Origin of the sequence: Nocardia sp. NBC_00508, from assembly GCF_036346875.1 — a bacterium.
Classification (GTDB): Bacteria; Actinomycetota; Actinomycetes; order Mycobacteriales; family Mycobacteriaceae; genus Nocardia.
The window spans coordinates 5,606,870-5,622,904 of record NZ_CP107852.1 but is presented as its reverse complement, the minus strand read 5'-3'; the positions used below and the strand labels follow the sequence as shown (position 1 = coordinate 5,622,904).

General features: G+C 67.4%; 14 protein-coding genes and 1 riboswitch. Of the genes, 8 read left to right on the top strand and 6 right to left on the bottom strand.

Annotation, left to right across the window (positions count from 1 at the left end; translation table 11 throughout):
- Window positions 1–166 precede the first annotated feature (166 nt).
- The gene (locus OHA40_RS25085) at window positions 167–400 is read right to left on the bottom strand and encodes a hypothetical protein (RefSeq protein WP_330229333.1); all 234 of its coding nucleotides are present in this window, start codon (window positions 398–400) and stop codon (window positions 167–169) included.
- A gap of 400 nt (window positions 401–800) precedes the next feature.
- A riboswitch (cobalamin riboswitch) is annotated at window positions 801–1,031 on the top strand.
- A gap of 147 nt (window positions 1,032–1,178) precedes the next feature.
- On the opposite strand from OHA40_RS25085, the gene metE reads away from it, so the two are divergent.
- Together metE and OHA40_RS25075 are read left to right on the top strand one after the other, a co-directional pair.
- Window positions 1,179–3,449, top strand: a complete 2,271-nt coding sequence (gene metE, locus OHA40_RS25080; RefSeq protein WP_442944078.1) for a 5-methyltetrahydropteroyltriglutamate--homocysteine S-methyltransferase — start codon at window positions 1,179–1,181, stop codon at window positions 3,447–3,449.
- 457 nt (window positions 3,450–3,906) lie between these two features.
- Window positions 3,907–4,770: a hypothetical protein gene (locus OHA40_RS25075; protein WP_330229331.1), complete on the top strand. Its 864-nt coding sequence runs from the start codon at window positions 3,907–3,909 to the stop codon at window positions 4,768–4,770.
- A 6-nt stretch (window positions 4,771–4,776) separates the two neighbouring features.
- On the opposite strand, the gene OHA40_RS25070 is transcribed toward OHA40_RS25075, so the two are convergent.
- The 3 genes from OHA40_RS25070 to prpB form a co-directional block, all read right to left on the bottom strand.
- Window positions 4,777–5,148: a nuclear transport factor 2 family protein gene (locus OHA40_RS25070; RefSeq protein ID WP_330229330.1), complete on the bottom strand. Its 372-nt coding sequence runs from the start codon at window positions 5,146–5,148 to the stop codon at window positions 4,777–4,779.
- 118 nt (window positions 5,149–5,266) lie between these two features.
- Complete coding sequence (locus OHA40_RS25065) at window positions 5,267–6,391, bottom strand: bifunctional 2-methylcitrate synthase/citrate synthase (protein ID WP_330234357.1); 1,125 nt, start codon at window positions 6,389–6,391, stop codon at window positions 5,267–5,269.
- A 5-nt stretch (window positions 6,392–6,396) separates the two neighbouring features.
- Window positions 6,397–7,305, bottom strand: coding sequence for a methylisocitrate lyase (prpB, locus tag OHA40_RS25060; protein WP_330234356.1), 909 nt, complete (start codon window positions 7,303–7,305; stop codon window positions 6,397–6,399).
- Between the two features lie 26 nt (window positions 7,306–7,331).
- On the opposite strand from prpB, the gene OHA40_RS25055 reads away from it, so the two are divergent.
- Window positions 7,332–7,505: a DUF1737 domain-containing protein gene (locus OHA40_RS25055; RefSeq protein ID WP_330229329.1), complete on the top strand. Its 174-nt coding sequence runs from the start codon at window positions 7,332–7,334 to the stop codon at window positions 7,503–7,505.
- Window positions 7,506–7,513: 8 nt separating this feature from the next.
- Here OHA40_RS25055 and OHA40_RS25050 read toward each other — a convergent pair whose 3' ends face one another.
- Window positions 7,514–9,037: an MmgE/PrpD family protein gene (locus OHA40_RS25050; protein ID WP_330229328.1), complete on the bottom strand. Its 1,524-nt coding sequence runs from the start codon at window positions 9,035–9,037 to the stop codon at window positions 7,514–7,516.
- 145 nt (window positions 9,038–9,182) lie between these two features.
- Between OHA40_RS25050 and OHA40_RS25045 the strand changes: the two genes are divergently transcribed.
- Entirely contained in the window at window positions 9,183–10,604 is a 1,422-nt protein-coding gene (locus OHA40_RS25045) for a short-chain fatty acyl-CoA regulator family protein (protein WP_330229327.1), read from the top strand.
- On the opposite strand, the gene sigJ is transcribed toward OHA40_RS25045, so the two are convergent.
- Complete coding sequence (gene sigJ / locus OHA40_RS25040) at window positions 10,583–11,512, bottom strand: RNA polymerase sigma factor SigJ (protein WP_330229326.1); 930 nt, start codon at window positions 11,510–11,512, stop codon at window positions 10,583–10,585. The genes OHA40_RS25045 and sigJ overlap by 22 nt on opposite strands.
- Window positions 11,513–11,711: 199 nt before the next feature.
- Here sigJ and OHA40_RS25035 point away from each other — a divergent pair, with 199 nt between their 5' ends.
- From OHA40_RS25035 to OHA40_RS25020, 4 genes are all read left to right on the top strand, one after another.
- Window positions 11,712–13,175, top strand: a complete 1,464-nt coding sequence (locus tag OHA40_RS25035) for a DHA2 family efflux MFS transporter permease subunit (RefSeq protein ID WP_330229325.1) — start codon at window positions 11,712–11,714, stop codon at window positions 13,173–13,175.
- Window positions 13,176–13,408: 233 nt separating this feature from the next.
- Window positions 13,409–13,810, top strand: coding sequence for an NUDIX hydrolase (locus OHA40_RS25030; protein ID WP_330229324.1), 402 nt, complete (start codon window positions 13,409–13,411; stop codon window positions 13,808–13,810).
- A gap of 202 nt (window positions 13,811–14,012) precedes the next feature.
- Complete coding sequence (locus OHA40_RS25025) at window positions 14,013–15,188, top strand: helix-turn-helix domain-containing protein (protein WP_330229323.1); 1,176 nt, start codon at window positions 14,013–14,015, stop codon at window positions 15,186–15,188.
- A gap of 145 nt (window positions 15,189–15,333) precedes the next feature.
- Complete coding sequence (locus tag OHA40_RS25020; protein WP_330229322.1) at window positions 15,334–16,035, top strand: 2'-5' RNA ligase family protein; 702 nt, start codon at window positions 15,334–15,336, stop codon at window positions 16,033–16,035.

Here is a 16,035-nt window from a genome sequence, read left to right as displayed (position 1 = left end):
GGGCGCGCGGCCAGGCGGGAACCGATCCGCCGCCCCGCGCATGGACTGCTTCATCGTCCCGTCAGCCCTCTTGCCAGGACCACTCATCCGCCGAGAGCGAGCCGGGTGTTCATGTTGAGCTCGACCTCGCCGTAGGGGTTGTTATCTGGACAATTTGGTGCTCACCTCAGCATTCGGTAGGCCCTTCGGCCAGCTGGCAGTGCTCACCGAGTTCGGTCAGGAGCTGCCGGATGCGGCTGGCGGCGCTGCACGAGATGGCGCGCCGGCGTGGTGGGGTACTGCTGGTGGCGGCGTAGTCGATGGGAATGTCGTCGAGCAGGGCGCGGGTAACTTTCTCGCTGCCATCGTCGATGGCCAGGATCGCGGTGCCGCGGATCAGCTGCGACCGACTGCCGATCATGCCGCCGGTGCGCTGCTAGAGATAGTCCCCCAAATCGACCAGCGCGCCGGACTTGTGCCGGTGCAATTGCAGCATGCCCTCCAGTGAGGCGATCAGGGCGCGCCAGGTGTCGCGCTGCTCGCCGGTGCCGTAGGCAAAGGCCGTCGCGCCAATTACATGGAGTTACCCATGTGCTCACGAAATCAGATGTTGCGTTGAGAGCGCCGTTGTGGCCTACCGTCGATGCCGCGGCAGCAACCCGCGTCCCCCACCGGAGGCTGATCCAGATAAGGGTGACATGGCCAGGCCGGGCCGGTTACGCGCGCCCGCGGCTGCGGGGCCTATGCTGAAGGAGCAGCTGGTTCACCAGCGCGCGGCGAGATGGAGCCCCGACGTCGCGCGACGGAGTCGAGCCCGTCCGTGCGGCGACGTTACGGCGGGCGAGAGGGAACCCGGTGGGAATCCGGGACTGTCCCGCAGCGGTATGCAGGAACGACCGCCGTCACCAGGCACTGAGTTCACCGAGCCGGAAGGCTTCGTGACTTGGGAAGCGACGGCCAGTAGGTCGGTCATCGGGAACACCGGAGCACGCCGGTACGTCCCTCGGCCGGTGCCCGCGAGTCCGAAGACCTGCCAGCCGTGCCGGGTACGCCGTACCCGGCGGCCACCGCCTCGTGGATTGGGCGTGCGGATCACCAGCTGACGTGTCGGGCTCCTCGGCCGGGAATATCTCCGGCATGTCATAAGGTCCTCCGCCTGCCCGTATGGCGATGGCTTTCGTCCTCAGCAATGGAGAAACATCGTGACTGTTTCACAGCAAAAGCCGTTCACCGCAACGGTTCTCGGGCTACCTCGGGTGGGGCCGCGGCGCGAGCTCAAACGAGCCACGGAAGCCTACTGGGCAGGCGGGATCGACGCCGAGAAGTTGCACGCCGTGGCAAGTGATCTGCGGCGAGCTCAGCTCACCGAATTGCTCGCCGCGGGCCTGGACTCGATCCCCGTCGGGACCTTTTCCTATTACGACCAGATACTCGACACCGCCGTCCTGCTCGGCGCGTTGCCGCCTCGGGTCGCCGGGATCGCCGATCCGCTGGATCGGTACTTCGCCGCCGCGCGCGGCACCGACACGGTCGAACCGTTGGAGATGACCAAATGGTTCGACACCAACTATCACTATCTGGTGCCGGAAATCGGCCCGGACACCGCGTTCTCGCTGCACCCGGAGAAGCTGCTGGAGGAACTGCGGGAGGCGCTCGAGCTGGGCGTGCCCGCGCGGCCGGTGGTGGTCGGCCCGATCACCTTCCTGAAGCTGGCGAAGGCGACCGGCGGCACCGCGCTGACCCGGCTGCTCGAGCTGCTTCCGCTCTATCGGGAGTTGCTGCGCCGGCTGGCCGCCGCGGGGGCCGAGTGGGTGCAGATCGACGAACCCGTGCTGGTCACCGACCTCACGGCGGAGGAGATCGACCTGGTGCAGGCCACCTACGGCGAACTGGCCGAGGCGGCCGATCGTCCCGCGATCCTCGTCGCGACCTACTTCGGTGATCCAGGTGCCGCGCTCACCGCGCTGGCGAATACTGGGATCGAGGCCGTCGCCGTCGACTTCACCTCCGGCACAGACGTTTCCGCGGTGGCTGCGGTGCCCGCCCTGGCGGGCAAGCTCGTCGTCGCCGGAGTGGTGGACGGACGCAACGTGTGGCGCACCGACCTCGACCGTGCCCTCGCCACCCTCGGCACCTTGCTGGGATCCGCTGGGCACGTGGCGGTTTCGAGCTCGTGCTCGTTGCTGCACGTGCCGTACACGCTGGCCGCGGAGACGCGGTTGGACGAGCGGCTGCGGTGGTGGCTGGCTTTCGGGTCGGAGAAGGTCGCGGAGGTGCGCCTGCTCGCGACCGGCTTGCGCGAGGGCCCGGAGGCGATCGGCGCCGAATTGGCCGCGGTGCGGGCGGCACTCGCGGCGCGGCGGTCGGATCCGCGTCTGAACGATCCGCAGGTGCGCGCCCGTCTGGCCGCACTCGGGCCGGACGCCGTGCGCCGCGCTCCCGCCGAGCAGCGCCGTGAGCTGCAACAGGATCGTTTGCGGCTGCCCGCGCTGCCGACTACGACGATCGGTTCCTATCCGCAGACCTCCGCGATCCGGTTGGCGCGGGCCGCGCTGCGCAAGGGCGAGATCGATCAGGCGGAATACGTGCGCCGGATGCGCGCCGAGATCGCGGACGTCGTCGCGCTCCAGGAGGAACTGGGGCTGGACGTGCTGGTGCACGGCGAGCCGGAGCGCAATGACATGGTGCAGTACTTCGCCGAGCAGCTCGACGGTTTCGCGGCCACCGAGCAGGGGTGGGTGCAGTCGTACGGCACCCGCTGCGTGCGGCCGCCGATCCTGTTCGGGGACGTGGCACGGCGGGAACCGATGACCGTCGAGTGGATCGGCTACGCGCAGTCGCTCACCGACAAGCCGGTCAAGGGCATGCTGACCGGCCCGGTGACCATTCTCGCGTGGTCGTTCGTCCGCGACGACCAACCGCTGGAGGAGTCCGCCCATCAGGTGGCGCTGGCGATCCGGGACGAGACCGTGGATCTGCAGTCTGCGGGCATCCGGATCGTCCAGGTCGACGAGCCGGCTCTGCGCGAACTGCTTCCGCTGCGTGCGGACGACCAGCCCGCGTACCTGGAGTGGTCTGTGCGGTCGTTCCGGCTCGCGACCTCCGGTGTGTCGGATGCCACGCAGATCCACACGCACCTGTGCTACTCGGAGTTCGGCGAGGTGATCGACGCTATCGCGGGGCTGGACGCCGACGTCACGTCGATCGAGGCCGCGCGCTCGCGTATGGAGGTGCTCGACGACCTCAACGCGGCGGGCTTCGACCTCGGCGTCGGTCCCGGCGTGTACGACATCCACTCGCCGCGGGTGCCCAGCGTGGAGGAGATCACCACGTCGCTGCGCGCTGCGCTGAAAGCCGTTCCGGCCGAACGGCTCTGGGTCAATCCCGACTGCGGATTGAAGACCAGGGGCCCCGCCGAAGTGGAAGCCGCGCTGCGCAATATGGTCGCCGCCGCGGCGGCCGTCCGGTGAACGCGTCCTCCTGAGCGATGATCGGCGCCCCCTTCCCCCTGACGAAGGGGGCGCCGACTCACGCACGCCCGACCGGCCGCACTACATGCCGTCCCCTGGTTGCCCTCTCGCCCCGATCCTGACCGATTCCCCGGACTGCGCGAGCCAGTCCACTACGGGCTCAACCGGATTCCGGTTCCGGCCGTGGATGCCGTCGCCGCCGGGACGTATACCGCTCACACGGCTCCTCCCGCCGCGTCATCGGCACAACCCCCGCCCGCGTCCGCATCGCCTTCCGCCACGCCGTGTGACACCCGGAACAACGCTCCATCGGCATACCCCTCCTCGCACGTCTTCTCCGACTCGGTCTTTCCCCTCTTGCCCTACTTCGACGCGCGCACGCCCGATTCGGTTCCCAATAATCGCGACGAATTTCCGCTTCAACGAATGTCAGTGTGGCCGTGTAGTTTCCATTGCCATGCCGACGCAGCAGCACGAGGTGCTCGTAGAGATGTTCCGGTCGCAACCGCACCTAGCGGCCGGGTTGATCACCGATGCCTTCGGCATACCACTACCCGCGTATGCGCAAGTGCGTGCGGCGTCATGCGATTTCACCGATGTCGGGCCCAACGAGTTCCGGGGTGACACCGCACTGGTGCTCACGGACGCCAGCGGGACCGCCGTGGTCGGCATCGTCCTGGAAGTCCAACTCGGCCGCGACCGATCCCGGCAGTGGGCGTGGCCGGTCTATGTGAGCACCTTGCGTGCCCGCCTGGAATGCCCGGTCTTCTTGATGGTCGTCAGCCCGGATGCACGGGTTGCCACTTGGTGCCGGAAGCCGATCGAATTCGGTCACCCGGGCCTCGTGCTCCGCCCATTGGTGCTCGGACCGGACGTGGTGCCTACCGTGACCGATCTGGGCGAAGCTCGAACGCTGCCCGAACGAGCCGTCCTCTCCGCACTCGCACACGCGGACGGCCCGGACGCGGATCGGGTGTTCGAGGCGTTTCTCGCCGGATTGCAGAGCACCGACGACGAGCGCGCGAAAATGTACTATGACCTTGTTGTCGCGGCTCTGTCGAAGACAGCCCGGCACCGACTGGAGGAACTCATGACGTCTACCTTCAAGTACGACTACCAGAGCGACTTCGCCCGCAAGTACGTCGCACAAGGCCGCGCCGAGGAGGCGGTGCGGACCCTCCTCATGGTCCTCGAAGCACGCGGAATCGCTGTCCCGGACAAGACACGGGCCGAAATCATCTCTTGCACCGATCTCGACCGACTCGAATCCTGGACCCGCAAAGCCGCCACCGCCGAATCCGAGAACGACCTGTTCGACTGACCCGCTCTACAGTCCGAAGGCTCGGTTGATGACCGCCATGTCGAAGTAGTCGCGCCAGGTGGTGATGGCACCATCGGTGACCTCGAAGAAGCCCATGACCGGGAGTGGGGTCGCGCGGCCTGCGGAGCGCAGGGTGTCGGTGCGTTCGTTCATGACCACGCTGCCGGATGCGATCTGGTGGTGGATGTCGAAGTCGATGGCGTCGAAGGTGGTCAGGAAGCCGGCGATGAAGTCGCGGATGGCAGCGCGGCCGACGATGGGTTCCATCGGAATATTGTGGTAAACGGCGTCTTCCGCGAAGTAGGCGCTGATCCGGTCGGGATCGGGGTCGGACCAGCTTCGGCACATCGCACGGACGAGTTCGTCGGGACTCGGCATTCGCGTGGCTCACTTCCTGCTACCGCCGGGCGGGGTGCACCCACGATTCAACCAAGCAATTGCTCGGTAGGGAAGAGAATCGGGGTTTCCCCTGCCCGCCGGGGGCAGGTCGCTCCGTTCAGTGGCTGACGGCCAGCTTCCGCTGCGGCACGCCGGTGTACTCCGACAGCGGCCGGATCAACGTGTTCGATGCCGCCTGCTCGATGACGTGCGCGGTCCACCCGGTGATCCGGCTCATCACGAAGATCGGCGTGAACATCGCGATGTCGAACCCCATCAGGTAGTAGGCGGGGCCGGCGGGAAAATCGAGATTCGGCTTGATTCCGGTGGCCTCCGCCATCGCGCGCTCCAGTTCGGTGTACATGCGCAACCAGCGCTCACCTCCGGTCGCCGCCGCGACCCGCTCCAGCTCCGCGCGCATGGTCGGCACGCGGGAATCACCGTTCTTGTAGACCCGGTGACCGAAGCCCATCACCTTCCGCTTGTCCGCAAGCTCGGCGCGCAGCCACGACCCGGCCAGCTCCGGTTCGCCGATCTCCAGCATGGCGTGCATGACGGCCTCGTTGGCGCCGCCGTGCAGCGGTCCTTTCAGCGCCCCGATGGCGGCCGTGACCGCGCTGTACATATCCGATCGGGTGGAGGTGACCACCCGCGCGGCGAAGGTGGAGGCGTTGAAACCGTGTTCCGCGTAGAGGATCAGCGAGGTCTCGAACGCCCGCACGATTCGGGGGTCGGGCACGGCGCCGAAACACATGTTCAGGAAGTTCGCGGCGAAGCCCAGATGCGAGTGCGGCGCAATGGGATCCAGTCCGCGCCGCCGCCGCATGTCCGCCGCGATCACGGTCGGCAGCACTGCGGTCAAGCGCAAGGCTTTCGCCAGCAACGCCCGCTGCGTGGGCGTACCGCCGCGATCCTCCTCCGCGTCCTCGGCCCCGAGGTAGCTCACCACCGTGCGCACTACGTCCATCGGATGACAGGTCTCCGGCATCTTCTCGACCAGCGACAGGATCGACCGGTCGATGCGTCGCTGCGCGCGCTCGCGCTGACACAGCAGCTCCAGCTGCGCGACGTCGGGCAGTTCGCCGTACCAGAGCAGGTACGCGACCTCCTCGAAACCGCAATGCCGCGCCAGATCCGGTACGGCGTAGCCGCGATAAGTCAACGAGTTGGTCTCCGGCACCACCTTCGAGATGGCGGTGGTGTCGACCACCACTCCGGCCAGGCCCTTCTTGATCTCGGTCATGTCGGTCACTCGCTTCCGGTGTAGGTGAATATTCCGGCGTCGAATTCGGTGTACTGCTGGTAACGCAGCAGCTCGTAGAGCCTTGACCGGTGCTGCATAGTCCCGAGTAGCGCGGATTGCGTTCCGGTGCGGGCGATCTCGCGCAGCCCGTGCTCCACGGCATACATGGCCAGCCGCAGTGTGGTCACCGGATAGATGACCGCGTTGTAGCCGATCTCCTCGAGGGTGGATGCGGACAGCAGCTCGGACTTGCCGAACTCGGTCATGTTGGCCAGCAGCGGGACCTGCACGGCGGCACGGAATGACGCGAACTCCGCGGCGTCCGCCAGCGCTTCGGTGAAGATCAGATCCGCGCCCGCGTCGGCGTAGGCCCTGGCCCGGTCGATCGCCGCGGCCAATCCTTCGGTGGCGCGCGCGTCCGTGCGGGCGCAGACGATGAAGTTCGGGTCGCGCCGGGCCGAGACAGCGGCTCGCAGGCGGCGCACCATTTCCTCGACCGGAACCACGGCCTTGCCGTCGAGGTGACCGCAGCGTTTGGGGTTCACCTGATCCTCGATATGGCAACCGGCCAGGCCCGCGTCCTCCAGGAGGGTTACGGTGCGGGCGGCGTTCATCGGCTCCCCGAAACCGGTGTCGGCGTCGACGAGCACCGGGAGATCGGTGACCCTGGCGATCTGCTGCCCCCGGGCGGCCACCTCGCTGGCCGTGGTCAGCCCGATGTCGGGCAACGCCAGCTCGGCCGACATCACGGCGCCGGAGAGGTAGACGCCCTCGAACCCGGTCTCCTGGATCAGCCGGGCCACCAAAGGATCGAACGCGCCCGGTAGTCGCTGGATGCGCCTCGAGTCCAGACCCGCCCGGAACGCCGCACGCTTCTGCGCCGCACTCGTCGCGGCCGCCAGCAGGCCGGTCACCGCACCCACCGTCCTACCCTCAGGAGATGACCGGCGAACCCCTGCGTTACCGACTGATCACCGGCGTGGACGACGCCCGATTCTGCGAGCGGATCAGCGCCCTGCTGGCACAGGGGTATCGCCTGCACGGCTCGCCCGCGATCACCTTCGACGGCAAGAACGTGATCGCCGCGCAGGCGGTGACTCTGGACGACAACTAGCGCGACCATCAGAAGATCCCCTCCGGGGTGCGCGGCGCTCGGTCGAGCACCGCGTCGGACACGGTGAAGCTCAGCTGGTCCAGTTCACCCGCGTCCAGTTCCGGGGTCCGCTGCGCCGCGTCCAGGAATCGGTCCTGCTCGGCCTCGTCGAGCACTCCTTCGGCGAGGGTGCGGAATTTCGCGATGTACTCCGCTCGCCCGAACGGGCGCGCCCCGAGCGGATGCGCGTCGGCGACGGCCAGTTCGTCGACGATCGTCTCTCCGCTCTTCAACGTCACCACCGCCCGCGCACCGAATGCCTTCTCGCCAGGATCGGTGGCGTGGTAACGCCTGGTCCATTCCGGATCCTCGGTAGTGCTGATCTTGCGCCACAGCGCGACGGTGTCGGGACGCCGCGCCCGCTCCTGCGCGTACGACCGCTCGTGATGCCAGGTTCCGTCTTGCAGCGCCACCGCGAAGATATACGGGACCGAATGATCGAGCGTTTCGCGGCTGGCCTGCGGATCGAACTTCTGCGGGTCACCGGATCCGGTGCCGATCACCACGTGCGTGTGGTGGCTGGTGTGCAGGACGATCGAGGCGATCTGATCCAGATCGCCGATCCGCGACCGCATCCGGCGCGCCAGGTCGATCGGCGCTTGGCTCTGGTATTCGGCCGAGTGCTCCTTGGTGTAGCTGCTCGAGATCGCGAGCTTGGCTTCGCCCGGCCCGGGCAGTGGCACGTGGTATTCCGCGTCCGGGCCGCCGAGCAGGTAGGCGAGCACGCCGTCGGCGCCCTCCCAGATCGGCGCGGGCGCGCCTTCACCGCGCAGCGCGCGATCCACCGCCTCGACCGCCATCTTGCCCGCGAAGGCGGGAGCGTAGGCCTTCCAGCTGGAGATCTCCCCTTTGCGGGATTGCCGCGTCGCGGTGGTGGTGTGCAACGCTTGGCCGAGCGACTGATAGATGGTCTCGGTGTCGAGCCCGAGCAGCGTGCCGATGCCCGCGGCGGCGGACGGGCCGAGGTGGGCGACATGATCGATCTTGTGCTCGTGCAGGCAGATGCCGCGCGCCAGGTCGATCTGGATCTCGTAGCCGGTGGCCAGCCCGCGGATCAGATCGGCGCCACTGCGGCCGAGGTGCTGGGCGACGGCGAGGATCGGGGGAATGTTGTCCCCCGGATGCGAGTACTCGGCGGCGAGGAACGTGTCGTGGAAATCCAGTTCGCGCACCGCTACACCGTTGGCCCAGGCGGCCCACTCCGGCGAAACCCGCTGCCGCGCAGGCAATCCGAACACTGTCGAACCGGAACGACCCGCTCGCGGCCGGTAGGGCTGCGCGGTGGCCTGGGCACGCGCGGCGGTCACCGGGCGGCGGGTCAGCGCCGCGGCGGCCACGGCGGCGTTGTCGATGATCCGGTTCACGATCAGCGCGCCGACCTCGGCGGTGACCGCGACCGGATCCGCGGCGACCTCAGCGATCTTCGTGGCGAGATGTTCCGAGCGCGGAAACTCCTCGGCGGCGGCGCGGGCGCGTACGGTGTGTGTCTTCATGCATCCTCCACGAGCGTGTGCAAATCCCTCTTCGCACGCTACGCAGGCCGGACATATCGCTGAATACCTCGCAAAAGCATATTTTCGCGGGAAACAACTCCCGATTTTGCGATGATTGCGAATAATCGCCGCTACCATCGTGCGGGTGCGCAAGATGTATGCGGGCGCCCGGCTTCGGCGGTTGCGCGAAGAGCGGAGGATGACCCAGGCGGCCCTGGCGAAATCGCTGGACCTCTCGCCCAGCTACCTCAATCAACTCGAGCGCGACCAGCGGCCCCTCACCATTCCCGTACTGCTGAAGCTCAATTCCACCTTCGACCTCGACGTCCAGTTCTTCGCCGCCGATTCGGACGCGCGCCTCGTGTCCGACCTGCACGAGGTGCTGGTGGACGCCGCGGGCGGGCACACCGCACCGCTGACCGAGGTGGAGGAGCTGGCGACCCGCCAGCCGGAGGTCGCCAGAATCGTCGTGGCGATGCACCGACGACTACGCGCGACCACCGATCAGCTCGATCTGCTCTCGGCGCGGGTGTCCGCGCCCGCGGGCGCGCCTGGGGTGCCCATGCCCTACGAGGACGTGCGCGACTTCTTCTACGACCACCACAACCACATTCCGCAACTCGACATCGCCGCCGAGCAGCTGTTCGAGAACTCCGGCCTCTCCATCGGCTCGCTCGATCGCCAGCTCGCGCGGATCGCCGAAGAGCGCGCCAGGGTAACGGTTCTGGTGCGCGGCGACGGCGCTGACCCGACCATCCCCAAACGGCACTACGACCCGGAGAACCGCACGCTGACGCTGGCCCGGCGGTTGCGTCCTGGCCAGCGCGCGTTCCAGATCGCCACCACCCTCGCCTTCCTGCTGTACGGGGCCGAGCTGGACGCGGTACTGGCCGAAACTCCTGCACTCAGCGGCGAATCCCGCACGCTGGCACGGATCGGGCTGGCCAATTACTTCGCGGGCGCACTGGTACTGCCCTATGGGCGGTTCCTGCGGTCGGCGGAGGAACTGCACTACGACATCGACCTGCTCAGCTTGCGTTTCGAGGTCGGCTTCGAGACCATCTGCCATCGGCTCAGCACCTTGCAGCGGCAGGGACAGCGCGGCGTTCCGTTCTTCTTCGTCCGCACCGACCGCGCGGGCAATATCTCCAAACGCCAGTCCGCCACCGCGTTCCACTTCTCCCGGGTCGGCGGCAGCTGCCCGCTGTGGGTGGTGCACGAGGCGTTCGCGCATCCCGGCCGCATCCTCACCCAGGTCGCCGAAATGCCGGACGGCCGGCGCTACCTGTGGATCGCCCGCACGGCCGCGATCGCCCCACATGGCTTCGGCACCGCGGCGAAGAACTTCGCGATCGGGCTCGGCTGCGATATCGAATACGCCGAACGCCTGGTCTATTCGGCGGGCTTGCAACTGGACGACCCGGCAGCCGCGGTGCCGATCGGCGCGGGCTGCAAAGTATGCGAGCGCCCAGCGTGCGCGCAGCGCGCGTTCCCGCACATCGGTAGCCCGCTGGCGATCACCGAGCACACCAGTAGCGATCTGCCCTACCCGCGCCTCGGCCGCTGACCGGCCTCGATCCTGGTGAGTTTGTCCGGATTGGACACCGCGTAGATCCCGCGGATCCGGTCGGTGGCCGGATCGATGTCGAGGACGAGGACCGCGAACGGCGCGCCCGCGGAGAAGATCAGCGCGGCCGGGTCGCCGTTCACGAACCGATATCCGACACCGAAATCGGGCACGTCGTTCAATAGATTTCGGCCGGTGAGCAGGCGAGCGACCTTCTCGCGGCCGTGGATCGGGCGCAGCGCGGCCCGCCGCTTGCCGCCGCCGTCTGACCAGAATGCGACGTCCGGCGCGAGCAGTTCCAGCAGACCGGCCAGGTCGCCGTCCCGCTGCGCGGCGACGAGCTTCTCGGTCACCCGCCGCTGGGTGCGCGGGTCGGCTCGGTAGCGTGGCCGCCGCGCGTGAACATGCCCTCTGGCCCGGTGGGCCAGTTGACGGATCGAGGCGGGGCTGCGGCCGAGGATCTCGGCGATGTCGGTGTGCGGATAGCCGAATACCTCGTGCAGCACGAAGACCGCGCGTTCCAGCGGGGTGAGCGTCTCCAACACCACGAGCACCGCCATGGACACCGATTCGGCACGCAGCGCGCCCTGTGCCGCGTCCTCGGTGAGCTGTGGCGTGTCGGTGACCAGCGGTTCGGGCAGCCACGGGCCGACATAGGTCTCGCGCCTGCGAGAAATCGCCGCGCGGCGCGCGAGCGCCTGGTTCACCGCGATACGCACCAGATACGCCCGCGGATGCCGGATTTCGTCGCTGCCCTCCCCCACCCGGGCAGCCCAGGAAAGCCACGTCTCCTGCAGCACGTCCTCGGTGTCGGCGACGCTGGCGAGCATGGTGTAGACCACCGAGAACAGCAGTTCCCGGTGGTCGGCGAACACCCGCGTAGCGGCCTCGTCGGCGGTTTCGGCCATCGGAGCTCCTGTGTCTGTGCGGACAACCGCGCCTGTATCGGTCTCACGCATAGGAGCGAGACAGCGCCGCGATCTGTGACGTCCGGCCCCGAATTGTGATCCGTCTCTCGTCGCCGTGCGGCGATGTCACATCGGCCAGCGCGCCGAAGCTCTCGGTTTGCAACGGACGACAACGTCCGCATCGAGAGAGGACATCGGAGTGCTCGCACCCACCGAAACACCATCGTTCCTGGCGACCCGCCGCGGCAAACTCACGCTGGCGCTGCTGTGCACGGTCGCCTTCCTCGACTTCGTCGACGCCTCCATCGTCAACGTCGCGCTGCCGACCATCCAACGCGAACTCGGCATGTCCGTGCCGACGCTGCAGTGGGTCACCAGCGGGTATCTGCTCACCTATGGCGGGCTGCTGCTGCTCGGCGGCAGGCTGGCCGATCTGCTCGGACGGCGGCGGATCCTGAGTGCCGGGACCGTCGTCATCGGCGTGTCCTCCGCGTTGGGCGGGCTCGCCGACAGCAGCGGACTGCTGATCGCGGCTCGCCTGGCACAGGGTGTCGGCGCCGCGTTGATGCTGCCTGCCGCCCTGTCGATTCTCACCACCAGCTTCCGGGAGGGCTCCGATCGGCACACCGCGGTCGGAATCTGGGGAGGCGCCGCAGGGTTGGCATCGGCGGCGGGCGTGTTCCTCGGCGGGGTGATCACCGAGGGGCCGGGCTGGCGCTGGGTCTTCTACGTCAACACGCCGGCCTGCGTGCTGGTACTGGCGGCCATCCCGTTGCTGATTCCGAACGATCAGCGAAATGACATCCGACGCGGCTTCGACGTGCTCGGCACGCTCTTGGCAACCGCGGGCCTGATGACGCTGGTATTCGGCTTGGTGAAGGCCCCGGAATACGGGTGGGGCGACGCGCGCACGATCGGCGTGCTCGGTGTGGCCGCGGCTCTGCTCGTCGCGTTCGTCGTCAACGAGCGCGCCACGGCCGACCCGCTGGTCCCGCTGTCGATCTTCGGCATCCGCGGATTGGCCGCGGCCAACCTGACACACCTGGTGATCGCCGCGGGCATGCTGTCGATGTTCTTCTTCGTCACGCTATACATGCAGACGGTGCTCCGCTACGGCGAATTCGAGGCGGGGGTCGCCTACCTTCCGGTGAGCTTGACCATCGGTGTGGCCGCGGGTCTGGCGACGAAGTTCTTCTCGAGGACCGGAACCCGGATCTTCACGGTACTCGGGTCGCTGCTGTGCGGGCTCGGCGTTCTGCTGCTGTCGCGCATCTCGACCGACGGCTCCTACGTCACCGATCTGCTGCCCGGAATGCTCGTGATGTCGTTGGGTGCGGGCGCGGTCTTCGTCGCGAACACCACCGCCGCGAACGCGGGCGTGCCGCCCGAGCAGGCCGGTCTGGCCGCCGCGCTGCTCAATACCGGGCAGCAGCTGGGCGGGGCGCTGGGCCTCGCGGTGCTCACCGCCGTCGCGACCTCGCACACCAACGCCCAACTCGCCGCGGGCCACACGCCGATCGATGCGATGAACGCCGGGTTCGGGCGGGCGCTGTTCGTCGGCGGCGTGATCGGTGTGGTAGCAGCGGTCATCGGGATGTGGACCGTCAACGCGCGCGGGGATGCCGAGTCCACGGCGCCCGCCACCCAACCCGTGGCGCGCTGAGGTCGACAAGTGGCCGGGAATCGAACGACTCCCGGCCACACCGCTGATCACATAGCTTTGTGCTCGTTCTATCTCCCATTGCTACCGTCAAAGTTGTGCGCCGCACTCAATGGACAATCCACGGTGAACACGTGGTGGACGAGAACCGTCATATCAGGCTGTCGACAGTCGAAGTAGAGCTGCCGGATGGGATGCGGTTCACGCAGTACGTCGCCAGGATGCCTCGCTGTGCGATGACGTTGGTCCTGAACAACGACAGCGAAGTCCTGCTGATGTACCGGCACCGGTTCATCATCGACCGCTGGGTGTGGGAGTTGCCGGGCGGATACGTCGACCACGCCGAAGACGTCGCCTTCGCCGCCGCCCGCGAGGTCGAAGAGGAGACCGGGTGGCGTCCGAGAGCCATGGAACATCTGGTCACCTACCAGCCATCGATCGGCACACTCGACCAGCCGCAGGAGATCTATCTGTCCCGCGGGGCCGACCTCACTGACACGGCCCCGGACATCAACGAGGCTGAGGACATCCGATGGTTCCCACTACCGGACGCGGTCGCCATGATCGACCGCGGCGAGATCGTCGGCGCCGCGACGGTCGTTGCGCTCTACCGCGCGCTCAATCTTCCCGAGCAGTGACCGTCAGCGCTCGGTGTCGGAACTCTGCCACGTCATCCAAATCGTTGCGCGGGCGAGCCGAGGTATTCATCCGACGCTTGGTTGGGGATAGCCTCGATACGTGCAATCATCGGCAGATATAGACGGCCGCTACTGAATTCCGGTCCCGCTACATCCATCTGAGGTGCGCGCCGCGCGAACAGGGACGAGTAGCGTGGAATGTATGAATGCCGACCTCGGGGAACGGCTGAAGTCGCTGCGCAAGCGGCGCGGGCTGACCCAACGCGAACTCGCGGACAACTCCGGTGTCTCGCTGTCGCTGATTCGGAAGCTCGAACAGGGTGACCGCGCGGCCGCCCGCCTGGAGACGTTGCGAAAGCTCGCGATTGCGCTGCGCACCCGTACGTCGACGTTGCAAGCCGGACAGATCGACGTTGAGCACGCCGACGCGGGAACCTCCGACATGTGGGAGCCGGTACGCCGGGCGCTTGCCGGTCAAGGCGCGCCGGACGAGATCGAGGACCAGCCGACGGCCGCTGGCGTCCACGCAGCCTACGAGGCACTGATGCCCATGATCGACGCTCACCGGTACGCCGAAATCTCGGCGCTGCTTCCCTCGCTGCTGCGCGACGCCGAGCTTCTCACCGACCACGAAGGCCGCGCGATTCGCGCCCGCCTGCTCAGTATGACCGGTTGGATGCTCACCCAGAACAGGCAATTCGATATCGCCGCCATGACGCTCGACCAGGCCATCGACACCGCCCCCGAACGCGGGATAGCCGTCGGCGCGGTGAACGTCGCCGTCTGGTCACACCTCCGGCAGGGCAACCTCGACGCCGCACGCGAACTCGCGGTCATGTGGGCCGATGACATCGAGCCGCGCTTCTCCCGCGCGACCGCGTCGCAACTGGCGCTGTGGGGACGACTGTGGCTGTACGTGGCAAATGTTGGTGTGCGCGACAACTCGCCCGGCGCCACCGAGGACACGCTGAGCCTGGCCCGCGCCGCCGCCGACCGGATCGGCCGCGAAGTGCTGTACGACCCGAATCCGAACCGGCTCTTCGGGCCGGTGACGGTCGCTCAGATCACAGGCGAATGTGCCGTGATCGCCGAGCAACCGAGCAAGACATTGGCTATCGCCGAAAGTCTGCCGACCGCAGTACTGTCGCCGACCGCCGCCGGTCGACTGCGCCACCGGCTCGACGTAGCCAACGCGCACACGCAGCTGCGTCAGTATGGCGAGGCGATGCACACCTTGCAACAGCTTCGCTCGATCGCACCCGAATGGCTTGCGCAGCAACGCTATGCCCGTGATGTCCTCGGTCGGATCGTGAAAGAGCGCCGCACGCTCACTGACGAAATGCGCGAGCTGGCTACGCTCGTCCGCCTCCAGTACTGACCTCACTGGTCAGCCACTTCTTTTGTGACACTTTCGGCAAACCAGTTCAGGAAGTGACACGGACCATCCTCCTTGCCCGGCGCGACTCTGTCTCTAGCCCCGACGCCGGGTTCGGGCAGGCGCTGAGGTCCGTACACTCACCGGCGTGGTCGCCACCAAACGCCCGTTCCCGTTGTTCCAGCCCGCGTCGACGTCCGACCCGGTCGCCATCCGGGACAACGATTGGACGGCGTTCCGGCAGCTCGGGTCACTGCACGACCATTGGAGCTTGAAATCGTGGGCTCCTGGCCAGTCTGGCTTCTACTGGTATCTGACCTTCGACGATCCGGCGCTCGCCGATCTCGCCGAGCAGTGCCAGAAGAGTCTCGCCGACGACGGGATCGACCCCGTCCCCCTCGACGGTCTGCACCTCACACTGCTGAGCGTGGGCCGCACCGGTGACATTTCCGACGAGCAGCTCGCCGGGGTCGCCGACGCTGCACATGCAAGGCTGTCGGCGGTCGCACCATTCGACCTCGACGTCGGGCCGTTGACCGGTTCTCGCAGCGCGCTGAGGTTCTCGGTCACCCCCTGGGACACCCTGCTCGACCTGCATCGTCTCCTGCGTGAGGCGACCGCGACACAACGGTCGGCCAGCCGCCTCACGGATACCACAGAACTCCGGCCGCACTTGGGCATCGGCTACATCAACCGACCGCAGAACGCAGCGACAATCGTCGCCGACATCGCGGCGTTGCGCGATCTGCCACCAGTTACGGTGCACGTGAACAAGGTCCACCTCGTCGAGCTGCGCCGCGATGGCCGCCAGTATCGCTGGACCGACCGCGCCGTTCTCTCGCTGGGGTGA